The organism is Pseudomonas pisciculturae (assembly GCF_015461805.1).
Classification (GTDB): domain Bacteria; phylum Pseudomonadota; class Gammaproteobacteria; order Pseudomonadales; family Pseudomonadaceae; genus Aquipseudomonas; species Aquipseudomonas pisciculturae.
In genome coordinates this window covers 206,651-227,392 of record NZ_JACVZE010000010.1, presented here as the reverse complement: position 1 = coordinate 227,392, position 20,742 = coordinate 206,651, and the positions used below count along the sequence as shown (strand labels likewise).

General features: G+C 58.3%; 15 protein-coding genes and 2 pseudogenes. 6 read left to right on the top strand and 11 right to left on the bottom strand.

All coding sequences use genetic code 11. The features are described from left to right. Positions 1–79: 79 nt before the first annotated feature. Genes ICY20_RS24980 through arnC form a run of 8 tightly spaced genes read right to left on the bottom strand, consistent with a single transcriptional unit; the run spans position 80 to position 9,379 of the window. Positions 80–1,702 carry an ArnT family glycosyltransferase gene (locus tag ICY20_RS24980; protein ID WP_194938873.1) on the bottom strand — a complete coding sequence of 541 codons (1,623 nt, stop codon included), beginning with the start codon at positions 1,700–1,702 and terminating at the stop codon, positions 80–82. Next, complete coding sequence (locus ICY20_RS24975; protein ID WP_159962075.1) at positions 1,703–3,085, bottom strand: UDP-glucose dehydrogenase family protein; 1,383 nt, start codon at positions 3,083–3,085, stop codon at positions 1,703–1,705. Next, entirely contained in the window at positions 3,082–3,483 is a 402-nt protein-coding gene (gene arnF, locus ICY20_RS24970) for a 4-amino-4-deoxy-L-arabinose-phosphoundecaprenol flippase subunit ArnF (RefSeq protein WP_159962074.1), read from the bottom strand. Before arnF ends, ICY20_RS24975 begins: the two co-directional genes overlap by 4 nt. Then, positions 3,480–3,827 carry a 4-amino-4-deoxy-L-arabinose-phosphoundecaprenol flippase subunit ArnE gene (gene arnE, locus ICY20_RS24965; protein WP_159962073.1) on the bottom strand — a complete coding sequence of 116 codons (348 nt, stop codon included), beginning with the start codon at positions 3,825–3,827 and terminating at the stop codon, positions 3,480–3,482. The genes arnF and arnE overlap by 4 nt, the downstream gene beginning before the upstream one ends. Beyond that, complete coding sequence (gene arnT / locus ICY20_RS24960) at positions 3,824–5,479, bottom strand: lipid IV(A) 4-amino-4-deoxy-L-arabinosyltransferase (protein ID WP_159962072.1); 1,656 nt, start codon at positions 5,477–5,479, stop codon at positions 3,824–3,826. The genes arnE and arnT overlap by 4 nt, the downstream gene beginning before the upstream one ends. After that, positions 5,476–6,360 (bottom strand): 4-deoxy-4-formamido-L-arabinose-phosphoundecaprenol deformylase, encoded by an 885-nt coding sequence (gene arnD / locus ICY20_RS24955; protein WP_159962071.1) that lies wholly within the window; start codon positions 6,358–6,360, stop codon positions 5,476–5,478. The genes arnT and arnD overlap by 4 nt, the downstream gene beginning before the upstream one ends. Next, complete coding sequence (gene arnA, locus ICY20_RS24950) at positions 6,360–8,351, bottom strand: bifunctional UDP-4-amino-4-deoxy-L-arabinose formyltransferase/UDP-glucuronic acid oxidase ArnA (protein ID WP_159962070.1); 1,992 nt, start codon at positions 8,349–8,351, stop codon at positions 6,360–6,362. The genes arnD and arnA overlap by 1 nt, the downstream gene beginning before the upstream one ends. Beyond that, a complete protein-coding gene (arnC, locus tag ICY20_RS24945; protein ID WP_159962069.1) occupies positions 8,348–9,379 on the bottom strand; it encodes an undecaprenyl-phosphate 4-deoxy-4-formamido-L-arabinose transferase in 1,032 nt (343 codons plus the stop codon). The genes arnA and arnC overlap by 4 nt, the downstream gene beginning before the upstream one ends. A 366-nt stretch (positions 9,380–9,745) precedes the next feature. Between arnC and ICY20_RS24940 the strand changes: the two genes are divergently transcribed. Continuing rightward, positions 9,746–10,558, top strand: a complete 813-nt coding sequence (locus ICY20_RS24940) for a M949_RS01915 family surface polysaccharide biosynthesis protein (RefSeq protein WP_159962068.1) — start codon at positions 9,746–9,748, stop codon at positions 10,556–10,558. A 108-nt stretch (positions 10,559–10,666) separates the two neighbouring features. Then, complete coding sequence (locus ICY20_RS24935) at positions 10,667–11,581, top strand: site-specific integrase (RefSeq protein WP_159962067.1); 915 nt, start codon at positions 10,667–10,669, stop codon at positions 11,579–11,581. Positions 11,582–11,622: 41 nt separating this feature from the next. Here the strand turns inward: ICY20_RS24935 and ICY20_RS24930 are convergent, their stop codons facing one another. Continuing rightward, positions 11,623–12,831, bottom strand: coding sequence for a multidrug effflux MFS transporter (locus ICY20_RS24930; RefSeq protein WP_194938872.1), 1,209 nt, complete (start codon positions 12,829–12,831; stop codon positions 11,623–11,625). 80 nt (positions 12,832–12,911) lie between these two features. Here ICY20_RS24930 and ICY20_RS28510 point away from each other — a divergent pair. Next, a pseudogene (locus tag ICY20_RS28510) lies at positions 12,912–13,745 on the top strand (HAMP domain-containing protein); the annotation flags it as partial. Then, the gene (locus ICY20_RS28505) at positions 13,740–14,603 is read left to right on the top strand and encodes a methyl-accepting chemotaxis protein (RefSeq protein ID WP_407692640.1); all 864 of its coding nucleotides are present in this window, start codon (positions 13,740–13,742) and stop codon (positions 14,601–14,603) included. The pseudogene ICY20_RS28510 and the gene ICY20_RS28505, both read left to right, overlap by 6 nt. A 61-nt stretch (positions 14,604–14,664) precedes the next feature. Here the strand turns inward: ICY20_RS28505 and ICY20_RS24920 are convergent, their stop codons facing one another. Beyond that, positions 14,665–15,156 carry a DUF4019 domain-containing protein gene (locus ICY20_RS24920; protein ID WP_194938870.1) on the bottom strand — a complete coding sequence of 164 codons (492 nt, stop codon included), beginning with the start codon at positions 15,154–15,156 and terminating at the stop codon, positions 14,665–14,667. A 295-nt stretch (positions 15,157–15,451) separates the two neighbouring features. Here ICY20_RS24920 and ICY20_RS24915 point away from each other — a divergent pair. Together ICY20_RS24915 and ICY20_RS24910 are read left to right on the top strand one after the other, a co-directional pair. After that, positions 15,452–15,841 (top strand): annotated as a pseudogene (locus ICY20_RS24915) (site-specific integrase); the annotation flags it as partial. A gap of 407 nt (positions 15,842–16,248) precedes the next feature. After that, positions 16,249–16,869, top strand: coding sequence for a hypothetical protein (locus ICY20_RS24910; protein WP_194938869.1), 621 nt, complete (start codon positions 16,249–16,251; stop codon positions 16,867–16,869). Positions 16,870–17,727: 858 nt separating this feature from the next. On the opposite strand, the gene ICY20_RS24905 is transcribed toward ICY20_RS24910, so the two are convergent. Further along, the gene (locus tag ICY20_RS24905) at positions 17,728–20,595 is read right to left on the bottom strand and encodes an AAA family ATPase (protein WP_194938868.1); all 2,868 of its coding nucleotides are present in this window, start codon (positions 20,593–20,595) and stop codon (positions 17,728–17,730) included. Positions 20,596–20,742: the final 147 nt, after the last annotated feature.

Below are 20,742 nucleotides of genomic sequence, written 5' to 3'. Positions count from 1 at the left end.
AGGAACCTGTGCAGTGTGCCGCGCCTGTTAGCACGTCGCCAATGCATATTAATGAGGGTTAAATGCAATATTAATGCAGTTAGGGTGCGTTGGACTTATCCAAGTGCAGCAGCACATACGGGTTCATATCGAACTCCCCCCTCAACGCCGGCGTTATGGCGCGAAAGCGCGGGTCTTGCAGCGTTGCGAAATCCTCAGCGCTCATGACCAGCCACGCCGGGGTAGGAATTCGGTTCAGGTCAGCAGGCCGTTGCGTAAACAGCGGTACACGGTCGCAATCGTAGCTGACCATGAACTTGATCGCTTTAGCATCCTTGCCCAAGCCGTGCAGCACTACTGGCGCGGGATCCTGCTGGATCATGGCCTTGGCGGCGAGACTGAAGGTGCGGGTGTCGTAGAGGCTGCGCTGCAACGGTTCGACCACCATGATGTAGGTGGCCCACAACGCCAATACGGCTGTGATCGCCGGCCCGACCGGGCGCATGCGTGGCTTGAGCACGGCCAGTAACGCCACGACTTGCAGGGTAGCGAGCACTGCGAAGATCAGCTCAAGGTGGTCCAACCGCTCGGCATAACGGCGCCGCACAACCAGCAGCGCGACCGCCAACAGTGCCGGCAACAGCACCCATATTCCCAGCATCAAACCCCGCAGCCACGCGAACAGCCGTCCGTGGGCGACCTGGAAGGGGTACGCCGCAATGATTGCCGCCATGGGCAGCATCGCCAGCACATAACGTGCTTTCTTCGCTTGAGGAACCGACAGGCCGAGCATCACCAGCAAGCCCGCGGCTGCGCAGTACAAGACCAGTTGCAAGGCTGGGTCTGGCTGGCGACGCCCGCCTGCAGCCACCGCAAGCAGCACCAGCAGCGCCACCGGGTAGGCGAAGGCGTAATTACCCAGCGAGCTGGTGAAGTAATACAGCACGCCGCTGGAGCCTTCGCTGCCATCCATGCGCCCCAGGAACTGCATGCGGATCACGTCCTGCATGAACGCTTCGCCGCCGCTGAGCTTGGCCAGCAGCAACAGCACGCCGACGCACGCCACCAGCAATGCCAGGGCGACCAGCCCGAAGCCGAACAGCGGGCGCCATTGCCGATTGATCAGGTAGTAGCTGCACAGCACGCCGGTGGGAATCACCAGCCCGATGGGCCCGCGAATCGCGAAACCGATGATCAGCAACGCGTACAGCCAATGCAGGCGTTTGCTGGCGCCGAAGTGATCATGGGCATAACCCAGGTAAAACACCGCCAGTGCCACTGCAGCGAGCATCTGGTCGAGGGACACTGCCCGGGTTTCGCTGACGAACGTGCTGCTGAGCAGCAACATCGCCACGCTCAACAGGCCCCAGCGCGAAGAGTGGGGCGCGGTGAGGCGATAGACCAGCGTGACGATGCAGGCCGAGGCAATCGCCGTCGGCAACCAAGCGGTAAAACTGGTGACCTGGCCCAACGGCAACGACACCAGCCAGGTCAGCAGGGTCGAGGTGGCCAGGTAGTCGGCATACGGCTGCCCGTACGTGGTGGGGAAAAAGCTCGGCCCATGACGCAGCATCTCCTGGGCGAACACCACAAAGCGCGAGTCAAAACCAATGATCGCCTGGTGCCAGTTGCCAGCAATAAACAACAACAGCGCCAACACACCCAAAGCGATGGATTGCTGGCGCACGGTTGTATTCAACAGGGGCGGTCGGGCTGTGTTCACCTATCCGGCTTCCACGACCTGAGGCACCCACTGCTGCTGGGGAATCGGCAACTGGCAGGAGTCGCCACGCCCAATCGGGTAGTACTGGAAGCCTTTGCGCGCAAGGCGCTCGCCGTCGTACAGGTTGCGGCCGTCGAAGATCACCGGGGTTTTGAGACGCTGGTGGATCAGGTCGAAGTCCGGGGCCTTGAATTGCTGCCACTCGGTGCAGACGATCAGTGCGTCGGCGCCGCCCAGGGTTGATTCCGGGGTGCCCATCAGCATCAGCCGTGGGTCGTCGCCGTAGATGCGTTGGGTTTCCTGCATGGCTTCCGGGTCAAAGGCACGCACGTTGGCGCCAGCCGCCCATAAGGCTTCCATCAATACCCGGCTTGGCGCATCGCGCATGTCATCGGTGTTGGGCTTGAAGGCCAGGCCCCACAAGGCGAACGTCTTGCCCCGCAAGTTGCCTTTGAAGAACGCGTTGATGCGCTCAAACAGCTTGCTCTTCTGGCGCTGGTTGATGGCTTCCACCGCTTGCAAAAGATCACTGGAGCAATTGGCTTGCTTGGCGCTGTGGATCAGGGCGCGCATGTCCTTGGGGAAGCACGAGCCGCCGTAGCCGCAACCGGGGTAGATAAAGTGATAGCCGATACGCGAGTCGGCGCCGATACCCTGGCGCACGGCCTCGATGTCGGCGCCCAGGTGTTCGGCCAGCTCGGCGATCTGGTTGATAAAGCTGATCTTGGTGGCGAGCATGCAGTTGGCCGCGTACTTGGTCAGTTCGGCGCTGCGCACGTCCATGAAGATGATGCGATCGTGGTTGCGGTTAAAGGGCGCGTACAGGTCGCGCATGACGTCGCGCACCTCTTCACGCTCGCAGCCGATCACGATGCGGTCCGGGCGGCGGCAGTCGGCGACCGCCGAGCCTTCCTTGAGGAATTCAGGGTTGGAGACGATATCGAACTCCAGGTGCCGGCCGGCCACGTGCAGGGCTTTTTCCATGTGGGCGCGCAGGGTGTCACCGGTGCCGACGGGCACGGTGGACTTTTCCACCAGGATCACCGGGTTGCTGCGGTGACGGGCCACGGCATCGCCCACCGACAGCACGTACTTGAGGTCGGCCGAACCGTCCTCGTCCGATGGCGTGCCCACGGCGATAAACAGTACTTCACCGTGTTCGACGGCGATTTTTTCGTCATGGGTGAAGGTCAGGCGTCCGCTTTCCAGGTTTTCCTTGACCATCGAAGCCAGCCCCGGCTCGAAAATGGTCACATGGCCTTTTTGCAGTTGCTCGACTTTGTTTTTGTCCACGTCCATGCAAATGACATCGTGACCGACTTCAGCTAATACAGTGGCCTGCACCAGGCCGACGTAACCGCTACCAAATACACTGATTTTCATGGGGTATTCCTGGGACTTGTAGTGCTAGCACGGCGAGAGTTGATAACTACAACACCAAGGATGACCAAGGCCACCCCCAGGGTTTTTGAAAGCGAAAAATGCTCGTTGAACACTGGCAGGCTGGCGGCCAGCAGGTACACCAGCGCGTAGCTGATACTCAGCAACGAATAGGCGCGGCCCAAAGGCAAGTGTTTGAGGGCGCCGAGCCAACAGAGCATCGACAGCGCATAGGCGAAGATCGCCAGCAGCACCATGCCGAGCGCGCCAACATCAATCCGGGCGCTTAACCATTCGTTGGGCAGCGGCAAGCGCGTCATGCTCCAGCGCATGCCCAACTGGGCAGCACTGACGAGGCCGACGCTGCCCAATGCCAAGGCAAAACCCTGTAGGCGGCTCATACCTGGCGCCCCAGCAGCACGACGCCGGCAATCACCATCGCCACACCCAACCAGTGGCGGGTATCGATCGGTTCATGGAACACAAACCGCGCCACCAGGGTCACCAGCACAAAGTTCAGGCTGAGCATCGGGTAGGCAATGCCGACTTCCAGGCGCTGCAACACCAACAACCACACCAGCAGGCCCAGGCCCAGGCAAGCCAACGCCGCCCACAGCCACGGCGAACGCAGTTTCAGTGCCCAGCCATCGGGCAGGTGGCGCCAGCTTTCCACGGCGAACTTCTGCGCCACCTGGCCCATGCACGTGAGCAGGCACGCTGCCAATAGCAGCAGCAGGGTGATCATTGGGTAACCTGCGGGAAGATCAGAATCATGAGATTGCCTTGCTCATAGCGCTGGCCGTCATTGGGCAGCAATGCAACTTCGGCAATTTCATCGTCACCTTTAACCCGCATTACCACGCCGACCGCACCTTTTTTGCGTGCAGCGCTCATCCATTGCTGGATTTGGCTGGTATCCACCTTGTGCTGGCTGGCATCCGGGTAGGCGAGACCGTATTTCACTTCGCCGACGGTGTTGTAGAGCGTCACGTCGGGACGTGCCAGGCGCCATGACAGGGCTGATGCGGCGCCCAGGTCATTGCTGAGCAACGCGGTGGCTGGCTGCAGTTCGTGCACGTGATCGATGATGAATTGATCCGGGGTTTTGTTGTAGACCACCGAGTGGGGCAGCGCAGCCGGCACCAAGGCCACGAGCAAGCCACTGCCGATCAGCGGTGCGGCCCACAGTTTCAAGGGGCGTGCGGCCTGCAGCAGGTTGGCGATGATCCAGCCGAACAGGAAGACAAACACCAGCATCAGGCTGAGGGTTTCCTCGCCGTGTTCGTACACTGGCTTCTTCAATTGGAACCAGGTCAGCGCCAGCACGGCCACGACACCCAGCGTCAGGTTCAACCAGCCGTTGATGCGCAGGGCGCGGCTGCGACCCTGCGCAAGTTTGTCGGCCAGGGTCGAGCCCATCAACAAAGCCAGCGGCAACAGGCACGGCATGATGTAGGAGGGCAACTTACCCTTGGCCAGGCTGAAAAACGCCAGGGGCATCAGCAGCCACAACAGCACAAAGCCTATTTGAGGGGCGCGTTTCGCCTGCCAAGCTTGCTTGAGCGTCGATGGCAGCAGGGCAACCCAGGGCAGCGAGAACGCAACCAGCAACGGCAGGTAGTACCAGAACGGCTCAGCATGCTGGGCATCTTCGCCGGCAAAGCGTTGGATATGCTCGTGCCAGAAGAAAAAGTTCCAGTAATCAGGCTCTTGCACGTGCACCGCCAGGGCCCACGGCAGGCTCACTACAATCGCCACGACAACTGCGACCAAGCCATAAGCCAGCAGCTCGCGAAAGCGTTTTTGCCAAACCGCGTAGGGCAGGGCGATCAGCACCGGCAGCAGCCAGGCCAGAAAGCCCTTGGTCATAAAGCCCATACCACAGGCAAACCCCAGCAACGCCCAGGCAGCCAGGCGACCGTTGCGGGTGGTGCTGTCAAAGCAAAACCACAGCGCGACACCGGTCAGGTTGACCCAGAAGGTGAACTGCGGATCGAGGTTGGCATAACCGCCCAGTGCCGCAATGCTGACAAAGCTCATGTACAGCACGGTGCTGATCAGGCTTTTGTGCGGGTCATTCCACAAACGGCGCGATACCAGGTACACCAGCACGATGCTCAAACCGGTGCTCAAGGCCGAGGCGAAACGCACGCCGAACAGGTTCTGCCCGAAGATCGCCTGGCCCAGCGCAATCATCCAGTAACCCGCCGCTGGTTTTTCAAAGTAGCGAATGCCCATGAAGTGCGGCGACGCCCATTTGCCGGTCAGCAGCATTTCCTGGCTGATCTGTGCGTAGCGGGTTTCATCCGGAATCCACAGGCCATGGGTGGCCAGTGGCAACAGGTAAAACACGCCAAAAGCCATCAGGAGCAGGGGCAACGCCCAACGGCGGATCATGCTTGCTGCACTCCCAGCCAGCCCTCGCGGCCAGGTAAGGCGCCACGTACCAGGTGTTGTTGGGGGAGCGTGGTCACATCCGCGGGCAACAGGTCGCCCAAGGGTTTGAAGTCGATGCCGCGCTGCCCTGCCTGGGCGAGCAGTTGGCGAAAATCGTTGGCCATCAGAATCCCTTCCACTTCTGCGTGGATCGTGTAGACGTTCAGCTTCGACGCGGCAAAACGGTCTAGGATGAACCCATTGAAGTCTTTGGCAGCCACCACCGGCCCGACGACTTCGTCGAAGGTCGGCAGGTCTACCGGAATTTGTGGGGTGCCCGCGCTGCCATCGGCCAAGGTTGGACGAAACAGGCGGCTGCCCCGGCAATCGCTGTTGTAGCGAAAGTTAAACCCTTGCTTGGCTTGCACCACGCGCTCATCGGCACGCCAGCCGGCAGCGGCTGAACAGTCGATGGGTTCACCGAGAATGTCGTTTAGGGTGTCAACGCCCCGGCGGATCTGCTCCACCAACTGCGCTTCGCTCCAGCGCCCGGCGTTGGCCTGCCAGCCGTGGTGATCCCAGGCGTGCAAACCGACCTCATGCCCGGCAGCCTTGGCCTGGCGCATCAAATGCCCCAGGTCACGACCAATCGGCTTACCCGGCCACGCCGTGCCGGCCAGCAGGATATCCAGGCCATACAAACCCACTGCGTTGGAGCGCAGCATCTTCCACAGGAACTGCGGGCGGATGAGGCGCCACAAGTGGCGCCCCATGTTGTCCGGCCCGACACTGAAGAAAAACGTCGCCTTAACCGAGGCGGAGTCCAGGGTTTCGAGCAACCGCGGCACACCTTCACGGGTGCCACGGTAGGTGTCGACGTCGATGCGTAGACCTGCCTGCATCAGCGCTTGTCCGCGATTTCGAGCATGGCTTCACGCAAGAAGAAGTCCAGCGTGTTGCCAATGGTTTCGCTCATCTCTACGGTCGGCTCCCAGTTCAACAGGCGCTTGGCGTTGTCGATGCTTGGCTTGCGGTGGGCCACATCCTGGTAACCGGTGCCGTAGAACGCCTTGCTCTCAACATCGCGAAAGCCCGCGAACGGCGGGAAGTTGCCGCGCAGCGGGTGGGCTTCGAACTGACGCAGCAGCTCTTCGCCCAATTGACGGATGCTCGCCTCGTTTTCAGGGTTGCCGATGTTGATGATCTGGCCGTCGCACACACCGTTGTCGTTATCGATGATGCGCGCCAGGGCTTCGATACCGTCGGCGATGTCGGTGAAGCAGCGCTTCTGCTCGCCACCGTCAAACAGGCGGATTGGCGTGCCTTCCACCAGGTTGAGGATCAACTGGGTAATGGCGCGGGAGCTGCCGATGCGCGCCGAATCCAGGCGGTCCAGGCGCGGGCCCATCCAGTTGAACGGACGGAACAGGGTGAATTTCAGGCCTTTGTCGCCGTAGGCCCAGATCACGCGGTCCAGCAGTTGCTTGGAGACCGAGTAGATCCAGCGTTGCTTGTTGACCGGGCCGACCACCAGGTTGGAGGTGTCTTCATCGAAGTACTGGTCTTGGCACATGCCATAGACTTCGGAGGTCGACGGGAAGATCACGCGCTTGTTGTATTTGACGCAGTAGCGCACCAGCTTGAGGTTTTCTTCGAAGTCCAACTCGAACACGCGCAGTGGGTTGCGGGTGTATTCGATCGGCGTGGCGATCGCTACCAGCGGCAGCACCACGTCGCACTTCTTGATGTGGTACTCGATCCACTCGGTGTGGATGCTGATGTCGCCTTCCACGTAGTGGAAGTTGGGGTGGCTGCGCAGGCGTTCGATGGCGTCGGAGCCGATGTCCAGGCCGTAGACTTCGTAACGGTCGTCACGCAGCAGGCGCTCGGACAGGTGGTTACCGATAAAGCCGTTCACCCCCAGGATCAGCACGCGGGTACGGCGTGGCTTGCGGCCAGACTCGGCGCCGCGCAGCACCGAGCCGTCCACCAGGCCCAGTTCATTGGCCAGGGAAGGCCCGGCCAGGTACAGGCCGTTGTCGTTGCGCTGGCCGAACTTGATTTCCAGGGAGTCTTCACCGCAAGCGATGCGCAGCGGGTTGACGCTGATTACGCGGCCTGGTGCCAGGCCGTCGTTGCCCTTGATGACTTCAGCTTGCCACACGATCAGCTTGTGCTCGCCCACGGCGCAGAAGGCGCCCGGATAGGGTTGGGTCACCGCGCGCACGAGGTTGAACAGCTCCTCGGCCGGTTTTTTCCACTCCAGCTTGCCATCGGCAGCGGTACGACGACCAAAACAGCTGGCTTGGCTTTCGTCCTGGGCGGTCTCGCTCAGCTTGCCGGCGGCCAGTTGCGGCAGCGCATCACGCAGCAGGTGGGTGGCGGCGTCACGCAGTTTGGCGTGCAGGCTCAGGCCGGTGTCGCTGCGCTCGATGATGACCTTCTGCTGGGCCAGGATCGCACCCGCGTCGGCACGCTTGACCATGCGGTGCAGAGTCACGCCGGTCTCGGTCTCGCCGTTGACCAGCACCCAGTTGGCTGGGGCGCGGCCACGGTATTTGGGCAGCAGCGAGCCGTGCAGGTTGAACGCGCCTTTGCGGGCGGTGGCCAACACGGGCTCGCTCAGCAGGTTGCGGTAGTAGAAGGAGAAGAGATAGTCCGGGTTGAGCTTGGCGATACGCTCGACCCACAGCGGGTGGTTGGCGTCTTCCGGGGCGTGCACCGGGATGCCGTTGCGGGCGCAGAGCTGGGCGACGGAGCCGTAGAAGTTGTTTTCCTTGGGGTCGTCGGCATGGGTGAACACGGCAGCAATTTCGTAACCGGTGGCGAGCAATGCTTCAATCCCAGCACACCCAATATCGTGGTACGCGAATACAACAGCTTTTGAACTCATGATTGGACCTGATCAGCAGAAGTGGAAATATGGGAAGACGCGAGGCCGTCGACGACGACCGCTGGTGTCGGTGGCGGCGGTGTGTTGCGCAGCACTTTTTCGATAAAGAACCGTGGGCGGGCGCGCACGTCGCTGTACATGCGGCCCAGGTATTCACCCAACAGGCCCATGCCGATGAACTGGCCACCGGTAAACACGAACAACACCGCAAACAACACGAACATGCCGTCGCCGGCCCATTCGGCGCCAAAGGCCAGGCGCAAAATGATCAACGCAAAGGCAAACAGCATGCCCAGGGCCGCCAGGCTAAAACCGACGATGGAAAGCAGACGCAGCGGGGTGGTGGTCATGCACGTCAGCAGGTCGAACATCAGGCTGATCAGGCGCATGGCGCTGTACTTGGACTCACCGTGCTCGCGCTCGGCGTGGTGCACCAGAATCTCAGTGGTGTGGCGCGCAAAGCCGTTAGCGAGGATCGGAATAAACGTGCTGCGCTCACGGCAGGCGAGCATGGCGTCGACGATGGTGCGCCGGTATGCGCGCAGCATGCAGCCGTAGTCGGTCATGGCCACGCCGGTGGAGCGTTGCACGGCCAGGTTGATCAGGCGCGACGGCCAGCGGCGAAAGGCCGAGTCCTGGCGGTTGTTGCGCACGGTGGCAACCACGTCATAACCGAGGGCGGCCTGTTCGACCAGACGCGGGATTTCTTCCGGCGGGTTTTGCAGGTCGGCGTCGAGGGTAATCACCACCTCGCCCCGGCACTGCTCAAACCCGGCCATGATCGCTGCGTGCTGGCCATAGTTGCGGTTGAGGATCACCGCGACCACCTTGCTGCCGTCCTGCGATGCAGCGTCTTCGAGCATTTGCGCCGAGTTGTCGCGGCTACCGTCATCCACCAGGATGATTTCGTATTCGTAGGCCAATTGCTTGCAGGCTGCGGTCGTTCGGCGCAGCAGTTCAGGCAGGCTTTCTTGTTCGTTGTAGACCGGGATAACGATCGACACGCAATGAATAGGGTAGGGTTTCAAAGATTCATGACCTCGGGGGTTAAAGCAACTTGGCGCTTGAAGACAGCAACAATCATGGGGCGAATGTCTAGACCGCAGACTTTATCAACGGTGCCAAAGATAAAGCATAATCAACAGGTTAGCCGGTGTAGCGCGGTTTGCTCTGAAGTTGTGTATTAAGACTAAGCGCAAAAATGTAGAACGAATATGAAAGGCGGATGAAAAACTCGTTTATTTGACCGGTAGACAGCCAGTGTTCAGCTAAGTAATCAGGGTGTTGAGTAAGGCTCTCGTTCGCACCCTGCGCAATACCATTTATTGAAGAATCTTCTCTGCAATGCGCCTCAAGTGCCGGTAAAGTAAGCCGTCTCTTGCCAGGGTACTCGGATGAATAGCGTGCAGCTTTTACGCGGCCAGTTGCGGCCAGTGTTGATGGGTTTGTTGATGAGCGTGGCGTGTGTCACCACTGTGCGCGCCGACGAGGGCGTGGCGCTGACCAGCATCGACCAGGTGCCCGATGGCGTTGAAGTGCGTGGCAAGCAGATCGCGGCCTATACCTGGGACGATCACCAAGGCAAGAACCTGCTGGTGTTGGCCGAGCAGGTCAGCGAGCGTGACGACGACGGCACCCAGTCGGCGTTTGTGTATGCGGCGCAGTACCTGATCGACGGCAACCGCCCTAAACGCGTGTGGATGCTTTATGACGATGTGCAGCATTGCGAATTCGACGCAGCGCTGCGCTTTGACATGGCTGCAACCAAGGTCACCGACCTGACCGGCGATGGCATCACACAGGCGACTGTAGGTTATTCGCGCACTTGTACCAGCGATGTCAGCCCCAACGAATTCAAATTGATCATGCACGTGGGCAAGTCCGAAAAGTTTCGCCTTCGCGGCGTCGACCGCTACGGCGCGAGCTGGTGGGACGAGGATGCCGGCGCACTGCGCGGCATGCCCCTGCCCAAGGATTGCAGCGTCGCCGCGCAGCAGGCGCTGGTCAGCCAATACAAGGAGCAGGGCACCGAGCTGCCGCTGCCGGGTTGTTATGGCGACGAGAAGGATTTTGCCAAGGCGCCGCCAGCGTACCTGACGTTTATGCGTCAGCACTGGTTCGCCCTTATGCAGAAACAGGACAGTGAATGGGGCCAGGCCCAGTCCCAGCCGCAAGAGCCTACCGAGGACGACGACACCGCCCCATGATTTGGTGCCAGGGCCGATCCTGCGTTAGACTCGGCCTTCGCCAACTCACTAAATACTTTGAATAAACAACGGCTTGTTTAAGGTATTTAATCCAAAGGCTGATTCAACTTGACCGAGTCTATCCGCAACCCGCTGACCCTTTATCTCACCCGCCTGGCGCCCTCCAGCCAACTGACCATGCGCTACGTGCTGCAAGACGCCGCCGACCGCCTGGGCTTCGAAGACATCAACCTCGAAGACATCAACTGGCACCTGTTGCAGCCCGAACACGTCATAGCCCTGGTCGCCGCCTTGCGCGAAGACGGCTATGCGCCGAATACTTCATCGCTGTATGTGAACGCGGTACGCGGGGTGATGAATGAGGCCTGGCGCATGAGCCTGATCACCCAGGAACACTTGCTGCGCATGCGCACGGTCAAGCCGGCGCCCGGCACCCGGCTGGGCCAGGGCCGCAACCTGCGGCGTACACTGATTCGAGAGATGATGGACGTCTGCGCCGCCGACCCTCGCCCCCAGGGCCTGCGGGATGCGGCACTGATCGGCATCCTCTATGGCTCGGGCATGCGCAAGTCGGAGTCGGTCAACCTCGATCTGGCGCAGCTCAACTTTGCCGAGCGCAGCCTGCGGGTGATCGGCAAGGGCAACAAAGAACTGCTCAAGTACGCGCCAGACTGGGCGTTTGCGAAGTTGCAGGCGTGGCTGGATTTTCGTCGCGAGCAGCTCAAGGAGGGTGAGCAGGACGATGCATTCCTGTTCAACCGCATTCGCCGGGGGAGCCACATCACCCGAGAGCGCATCACAAAACACGCGATTTATTACATCGCTCGCCAGCGTGGCGAACAGGTCGGCGTGAAGATCATGCCCCATGACTTTCGCCGCTCGTTTATCACGCGGGTGATCGAGGAACATGACCTGTCGATTGCGCAGAAGCTGGCGCACCACACCAATATCCAAACCACTGCCAGTTATGACGTGCGCGACGACAATGAGCGCAGGCGGGCGGTTGATCGGTTTGACCTATAGACGAAGATCAAACGGTGGGAGCGGGCCCGCACCAGGCTTGCTCAGGAGGAGGGCGGGGCGCTCGCCAAGTGCGCCGGCAAGCGCTGCAGGGTCCACATCACCGTCAGCATGGCGGCGAGTGCACACAGGGCAATGCCAATCAGCATCGGCGCTGGGGTGTGATCGGCGTAGATCCCTACCAGCGCCATGGACCCCGCAGCCGTAATCATCTGGATCGCCCCCAGCAACGCCGATGCAGAACCCGCCACCGCGCCGTGATCCTCAAGGGACAGCACCCCGGCCGCCGGCAGCAACAGGCCGAGAAAACCGAAGCCGATAAACAGCAAGGTCATCATCACCGCAAGGCTGTCGACCCACAGTGTGGTGAGTGCCAGCAACGCCATGACTGCAGCCACAGCCACTACCGACCAACGAATCAGCGATGGCAGGCCAAAACGCGCGCTCAGGCGGGCAGTGAGCTGGCTCATGGTGAAAAACGACGCTGCATTGAGCGCAAATCCCAGGCTGAACTGGGTCGGCGTCAGGCCGTAATGCTCGATGTACACGAAGGGCGCACTGCCGATGAACACGAAGAACGTCGCCAGGCCAAACCCGCTGACCACCGCCAGGCCATTAAACACGGGGTCGCGCAACAATGCGCCATAACTGCCGAAGGCGCTGCCCAAGGTCTTGCCCAGGCGCCGTTCGGCCGGGTGGGTTTCCGGCAGTTGCACGGCGGTCATCACCAGGCACGCCAGCGACACCACGGCCAGCACCGCGAATACTTCGCGCCAGCTCCACAGCGAAATCACCAGGCTACCGGCCAACGGAGCGAGAATCGGTGAGACGCTCATCACCAGCATCAGCAGGGCCATCAAGCGCGCGGCTTCATGGCCGGTGTACAGGTCGCGCACAATCGCGCGGGGAATCACCATGCCGGCACAGGCACCGAAGGCCTGCAAGGCACGAAAGCCGATCAGCGCTTCAATAGTCGGGGCCAGCGCACAGCCAATGCTGCCAATCGCAAAAATCACCAGCCCGGCGTAGATCGGCGGCTTGCGCCCAAACACGTCGCTGATCGGGCCATAGAACAGCTGGCACACGCCGATGATGATGAAGAACACGATCAAGCTCATCTGTACTGCGGCCGGCGACGCATTCAGGCTGGTGCCGAGCGTGGGCAGGGCGGGCAGGTAGATGTCGATGGCGAAGGGGCCAACGGCCGTGATCAAGCCCAGCAGCAGGGCGAGGTGGACGATACTTCGAGACATGGGCAGTTCCGGGTGGAGCAAAGGTCGGTCAGCTTAAGGGATCTGCGCAAATCCGCAAAGTTGGGCTTCAATAACAAGCAATGGATGCCGATAACGCTGTAAGCAGAGGCGTTTGCGGTAGGGCTCTCAACCGGCGACCCAGGCACGGGGATAACAGCATGACGATCAAATTGCGCTTGATACTGTTGATTGCGACCGGGCTGATCACCGCATTGATCATGAGCTTGGCCAGTTATGTGGGAAACACCCGGATGGGCCATGCCGTACAGGCCAATGAGGTCAGCATGACGGTGCTGCGAAACCACATGGAAGCCGACATGATGCACGACGCACTGCGCGCCGACGTGCTGTCGGCCATGTTGGTGGGCCTGGGGAAAAGCACCAGCACTCCGGCCGAGGTCAACAGTTCGCTGCAGGAGCATGCCGAGCATTTTCGCCAGGTGCTGGCAGACAACCTCAAGCTGCCATTGGACCCAACCCTCAAGGCCTCTTTGGAAAAAATCCGCCCGAGCCTCGACACTTATATCAGCACGGGTGAGCGCATCGTCGCCCAGGCTCTGGATAATCCCGAGGCCGCACGCGAGCAATTGCAGACATTCAATGTCGCGTTCAGCCAGCTTGAAGACCAAATGGCGAGCCTGAGCGAGCTGATCGAGGACGATACCCAAAAAACCAGTACCGGCACTCGGCAGACCATCAGCACCGCCAACGTCACCCTGGGTGCGGTATTGATCGCCAGCCTGTTGTTGCTGTTGGCCCAGGGCCGCTGGGTGTTGCTGAGCATCATGGGGCCACTGCAAACCGCCAGCCGCATTGCCGCCAGTATCGCCCGTGGCAACTTGAGCGAACCGATTGTCGCGCCTCGTCGCAACGACGAAGCCAGTGCGTTGATTCGCAGCCTCGCCACCATGCAGCGCGATTTGCGCGGCATGATCGAAGTGGTGCGCAGCAACGCCCATGGCGTCAACGGCAAGAGCGAACAACTGAGCCATGGCTGCCATGAAGTCGCCGACAGCAGTCAGCAACAAAGCGCTGCCGCCAGCACCATGGCGGCGGCAGCGAGTGAAATGACCGCCAGCATCGAAGAGATTACTCGGCATGCCGGCCGCGCCTTGGACATGGCCAATCAGGCCGAGGCGCTGGCCAAGGAGGGTGGTCGGGTGATACATCAGGTCGTCGACGACATGGATGGCATCGCTCGCTCAGCGCAGCAGTCGGCTCAGGTTATTCGTACGCTGGACAAAGAGTCCGAGGCGATTTTCAGCATCATCCAGGTGATCAAAGGCATCGCCGACCAGACCAACCTGTTGGCCCTGAACGCCGCGATCGAAGCCGCCCGCGCCGGCGAGCAGGGACGCGGCTTTGCCGTAGTGGCGGATGAAGTCCGCAGCCTGGCGGGCCGTACCAGCGCATCGACCCAGGAAATTGCCAGCATGGTCGCACGCATCCAGCAAAACACCCGGGAAGCGGTGACCAGCATGGAGGAGGGGGTTGCTCAGGTCGACAAAGGCATGGCAGTGACCGCAGAAGTCGAACGGGCAATCCGCGAGATTCTCCAGGCCACGCTCAAGACCACGGAACTGGTGAATGACATTTCCCGCACCATCGGCGAGCAGAGCCTGGCCAGCAATGAAATTGCCCACCAAGTGGAGATGATTGCCGGGATGTCGCAAAGCAATAGCCGGGTGATCGCGACCACAGCGTCAACGACGGACGAGTTGTCGTCGTTGGCGGGGGAGCTGTCGCAATCGGTGGATCGGTTTCGCCTTTGATATAACTAAACTAAATGACTATTTAGTTTAGTTATAATTACATTATATATATAGAGGCAGGTCAGGGCGACTTGTTGTCAGGCTCGTCGCCACCCAAAAAGCGCTTATTGACCGAATAACCCACCACACGCCACTGGTTATCGTCATCACGTAATACGATGTTCTCCATCGCAGGCCCGGTGCTAAACGTCGTCACGCACTCGACAACCGCATAGCTGCCGGCCGGCACATCCGGCATCTGCGTGGTAAACCCGATATTGGCGCTGGTACGTTCGACATAGTCGCCAAGGCCCAGGCGTATGGCCTTGATGCCATTGGTCCACATCAATTCAGACGTTGTCGCTTGAAGCAGCGGACTGGAGGTTGACCAGGTTTGATTGACACGACCTGTATCCAGTAACTGCAGAAACTCAACCGTGGCATTGAACACCTGGCGTTGTTGTTCTTCGGTAGAAGGTTCAGATGCGATGGTTTTGGGCGGCGTTTTATTGAAGCTGACATCGCAGCCTGTGAGCAGCACGGATAAAAGCGCAGCGCAGATAATGTGCTTCATGCAAAACCTCAGGCGGTGGCGGCGTCCATGCAGCGAGTAAAGATGAGGTTTGCCAAAGGCGCCATTGGGCATGGCATCAAGGCGAGGGAGTGAGGTTTGAAATCTACTGTGGACTGACCCTGAATGCGCAATACGGTATTACGCATAATGTATATTATGTTAAACGAGGTGCTATGTCAGATATGTTCATAAGCTACGTAAGTCACTGATTCGACCAATTCGTATTTGACGTCTACTCTCTCAACGGGCCATGTGTTTCGTGTTCATGGCGAGTCCTTGAATGAGGTAGCTGTCGATGAAACTGATCCAGTGCAGGTTCTCTTCAGGTCAACGACTACCGCTGCTTGTACAAGCTGGTGATGCGACGCCGTTGCCCATACTCATTCCGTTCATCTACGTCCAACTCAAACTCAAGCACCGGGCTTACAACACGGCTGCGGCGCACCTGCGCGCGATCCAGGCTTTCTACGCCTATGCCAAAAGCCGAGATCTGGATATCGATGAGGCCATCTTGGCCTGCCACTTTGAGGCGATTCTGGCTTTGCTGGACGGTTACGCTATTTGGCTCCAAAGTGGCCGTCATGCCGATAATCTGATCGCCCGAATCGGCAAAGCTGGCACTGTACTTTTTCAGCAGATCAGTTCACGAACACGTGACCAGTACCTGCGCCTGCTGAAGACACACGCAACGGTGTCCATCCATTTGACGATGAACCGGATGAAAAGCAAGGAAGGTCGTTAAAGCGACGTTACGTCGCCGGGGAGATTGAGCGACTGATCGTCCCGAGGATCCGTGGGCACGCGGCATTGACAGAAAATGTCGGGGGACAAGTTCGTATCGTACTTAGAACCAGCGAAACGCTTGCGATCGCTTTCGACGGCCAATTTCGTTTCGGTGGACGTGAGGCGAATGTGTTTCGTGCGGTCCCGCGTCGGGTCACCCTCGGGGATATCAATCACGCATTAGGTGACGATGAAAAATATACGTCCATTTTTTCGCGTCGTTCATTAACCGAATCCGATGGAACTCCGATTAGGCTAACAAGCCACCAACCTAGACACTGGCGGAACACAATTTACCACTTGACCGGTATGAGCGATGTTCAGCAAGCATTGGCTCTGGGGCGAAAACGCCTCGACCAGAATGTTTATTACCAACACACGAGCATTGAAGAAAACACCGCTGCCCATCATGAGTTTCTGGCGTTCAATAGCTATCACGAGCGCCTCGACTTTCTACATACAGCCATAAGAGGTAAGCGAATTCATGGCGCTTTGACCGATAGTTACCATGCTTTGCTATCAGATAAAGGTACAACAACTGCGGAAGCATTCCTCACCGTACACGCCACGGCGCTGCATGTGACCCCTTTCGGAGGTTGTATCCACGATTTCTCCCAGGCCCCCTGCCCTAAGCATCTTCAATGCTGGAATGGCTGCTCGCATCTACATCTGATGGGCACTCCATCGGAGCGGGTCAACCTTGAAAAACAAGCCAAGAATCTGACGCAGGCAATATCCATCATGCGCGACGCAGGCACCGGGGAGGCAGGCAGCGATGTATGGCTAGCAGACCAGGAAAACAAGCTCAAGAATTTAAAATCTGTCCTTGCACGCGATACCAATGGAGGTGTGCAACGCGTGTTTCCAAACGGGCGTCCAATCACGGTTGTGGACTCGGACAAACGACACAGTTCGGTATCAGATGACTAGGGGCAACTATGGCACGACGACAGACATTGAGGGGCGGCACTCTTGACGAAGCAATAGACGCTCTCCTCGCCCAGATGATTAGCTCAGGAGTGGAGATCGTTCCCATTTCCCGACCGGAGGTGCAGCGCCGGTTGGGCCTGACAAGCCGAGCTACGCTAGGAGGTGACCGTGGAGAAAGAATTGAGGCCGCCCGTATTGTTCAAATGAGAGAAAGCGGGAGGGATCCGGATGGTGCCCGCCGGCGCAGGAGTCTAGAAGAGCGTATTGCAAGTCTTCAAGCGGAGAACGCTGCGTTGGCAAGACAGCGAGACAAGCTTTTCGAGGCTCTGTCAGTAATAGCACACAACTGCCTTATGAACGGTTTGGACGTAGAATCAGTAATGGCACCGTTGAGAGACACCCGATAATCAGGCTGAGTAGTCTTCGTATCGACTACAGATTGCGGCATGGTAACCTGCCCACAGTGCTAGACAGGACTGTCTCAGCTCTGACGACTACACATTACGGTACACATATCCTAACTACTTCGTCCCACACGCAAAGCGTTGACATGTGCGCCAACCGCTCGTAGAGTTTGGCTGGTAGCCCTTGAGGCACTTGAGCTTTATCTTCCCTAGAGGGATCTGCAAAGCCCGGTAACGACCGGGCTTTTGCCTTTCTGATGTGTTGCTCTGAACTCTCATAAGACGTTCCCTCGTATTCACCCTTTTATCGCCGTTGTGTTTTTAGCCAGACGCGGCTTGCTCAGGGCTCCTCGTACTCGATATCAGTTTAAGGCAACGAGGTATTTACAAAACGCAGGGCGGTTCAAACTGATCATTCGAGCAACCATCCAGACAGCGGCTTGCAACATGCCGGCTAGGTGGGCGGCAACTCAGCTGGCAGATCCCTGGCTCGCTCGCGGTCAGCAACGCTCACTACGCAGCGCTCGATGAACTGAAGCTCTTGGGTTAGCTCAATGGCGCGCTTTTCCAGCGCCTTTAACCCGACCTGATGTTCTTGTTGCACCTCTTCCGGTGCCCTGGCGAGTCCTGCCAATTTCCTGCGGCCCTTCTCGATTTTTTCATTCACCTCTGCAAGGTACCTTTCTCCGGACTCCCTCTTTTTGTACATGAAGAGCTGGCATTCCAGAAAGCGGATGGCATCGTAGATTTTCAGGACCTCACCACTTGTCTTGGAGTGTACAAAGTTTAGGCTTCCTTCATCAAAGGCGTGGTGCTCCTGGTTTTGGCCACCCCAGTTCACTAGGTCATTCTTGATGAAATTGAAATGAGAAAGGTCGTAGTCAATGAAGGGCTCCACCAGCTTGAAGGTGTGCTCCAGGCTCACCTGCAGGTACATACTCTTCTTGAGCTGCGATTTGTTGAAGTTCGCGGTGACCTGGACGCCGTTCTCAATGCAGAACTCCAGCACCATGGACTCGAACCAGATCCGGCAATACAGCAATGCTTGCCGAACGTCGAAAACCGACAGCGCCACGTGCACCTTTTTCTGAAAACCACCTGCGTGATCAATGACCACGATACCTTTGTTCGTGTAGCTGAGCACATGGTTTGCGTGCTGGTCGCATTGAGGATGACGGTCAGCGATGATGCAGAAGCGCTCCCAGAAGAGGCGATCATGGGTGGTCACCACCATCTGGATCCGACGCAGGTAAGTGTCATTGAAAAACAGATCAATGATGTTGGATCGGTGATCCGTGTCGATCGCATTGACGACGTCATCAAAGACGATGAGGGGAAAGTTGTTTTTCTCAGCCATTGCCAGAAGAATCGATAAGCCCAATGCCCTCAGATGCCCCTCGCTGAGCACAGCAAACGCATCCAGCTGAGATCCGTCCACATTGGTGATCTTGATCCGGTAGCTCTCCGTGAGCTTTTCAAAGGCCAGGGCCTCTATCTGCTCATGGTCATCGTCATGGTTATTGATCGCTCGGTAATACTCGGAAGCCTTGGCTTCGATCCCTGTAATGCGCGCCTTCTCGAGATCTAGCTTGTAATCCAGCAGGTCGCCATACAGCGTTCGGTATTCAGCCTCAAGATCCTTGAGCAACTGGTTGAAGTGACTGTTATCCACCGAATCGTTGAGCAAAACTGATCTCTGCCCTATCAAGGCAAGCATCCTGTTATTGGCGGTTTTGAACTCGGTTTCTGCACGGGTTTTGATGTCGAACTTTCGCTTCAACGATTCATCTATCTTCTTGAGGTGTTCGATTAGCTCATCGAGACGGGCCGCTTGAACTTCTGCCTGGTCAACCGCCCGCCGCTTACGCTCGCAGGCGCGCAGATAGGTCTCGATTTGGGCTGTACTGTCAGCACAGAGCGCGATGAAAGCATTGAGGACAGACGCCGCCACTGTCGAGCGATCAGTGGCCGTATGGAATTCTGCGAGCACCGCTTCCAACGCGTCCATCGCCAGTGGGCAAGGTACATCAGCGTAAACATTACCTTTCACGGAACTGATCCCAGTAGCGATCCTTGAAGCACACAGGACAACTTGAGCATCATTTTTCAGCTTGGATTGCTTCAGGGCCTCCAATGCTCCGAGCGCTTTGATCTGGTCGCGAGCCCTTTCAAACGGGTTCACCGTGACCTGATCAAGTGGCGTCAAACAGGCAGGACAGGTTTGCTCAGACTGTTGTTCAATGGCTTCCAAGGCTTCAAAAACCGCGCGATAGTTAACGTCACTGGCCCTTTGTAGAAAAATTGTCTCGATCTGGGTTCTGCGGTTGAGCAACCGCTTGGCGATGGCAGAAGTACGTGCAACGCCTTTCACAGGAATGACCACTGGTGCTTTGGCTGCTCGCAGTCGCTCGGCCCCACGGATGTGCATGTCTATCGTTTTGCGCAGCCGCTGTACCTTTGGTCGAATTTCAAAATCCTGATCGGGCCGCAGCCCCAAGAGCTGACATATCTCCGAAACCGCGGCTTGAAGATCTGCCCTGTGCTTGCTCCTCTGTTGACCTAGTTCTGTTCGAGCGCGTTCAAGGTTGGTCAGTGCCTCGGCTTGGTCGGCACGCATAAATGCTTTGAGCGTAAAACTTTCAGGGCGGACGAAACGAGAGATGACTTCTTGAAGCTCTTCCAATCCGAACAAGGTGGCCAAGACATCACTTTCGCCACTGCCTGTGTCCTTGGAGCCCAGGAGCGAAAACTCCTGAAGGCGATTGCGATCAATGAAACAGCTCGACCAACTGATACTGGGCGCAATTTTGAGCTTATTCGTTCCCCAGAGAGCGAGCTGAGGCTTGGTTTCTCCTCGTGCGATGTACTGCTTCACCTTGGTCTTGCGCCTAGCGGCTTCCTTGATGTCCCCAGTGGTGCAAATTTCGATGGCTTCGCAGAGTGATGATTTACCGCCACCATTGGGCGCGTAGAAAATGTTTTTCAGCCTACTGAATCGAATGAACGTTCCTTTATCGTCGGCGCCAAACTCCCCAAAGCCACGGAAATTCTTGACGCGAAGGTAATCCAACGCTCTCAAGCCCGAGGGTGGTATTCGATCCAGTTCAGACCTTTTATCAAGCACTTTCTTGAAGCGAGCAGCGACACGTTGGTAGTTGCGCCCCAGCAGCTGATCCGACGCCGTGGTGATGTGTGATTTGATGTGATCGGAGTAGCGGCCCTTGCTTTGGTTAGCCTGGTATATACACCAGAGAAGCACCAGGTAAGCATCAGTGCGCCCCTCAAGGTTCTGCCTTGCAAAACTTAAAAGGTACTGGCTCATCGCGCCTCCTCCCTGATGGGCATCAGCGTAACCGGACTGACATCAAGAAGCCATTACCAGGCGCTATGGAAAGGCCGGAGCTCGGAACACTCTCGGCAGTCTCGTACAAGATAGGTATGCGCCCAACCTGCCTCTCAGCCCCAGATA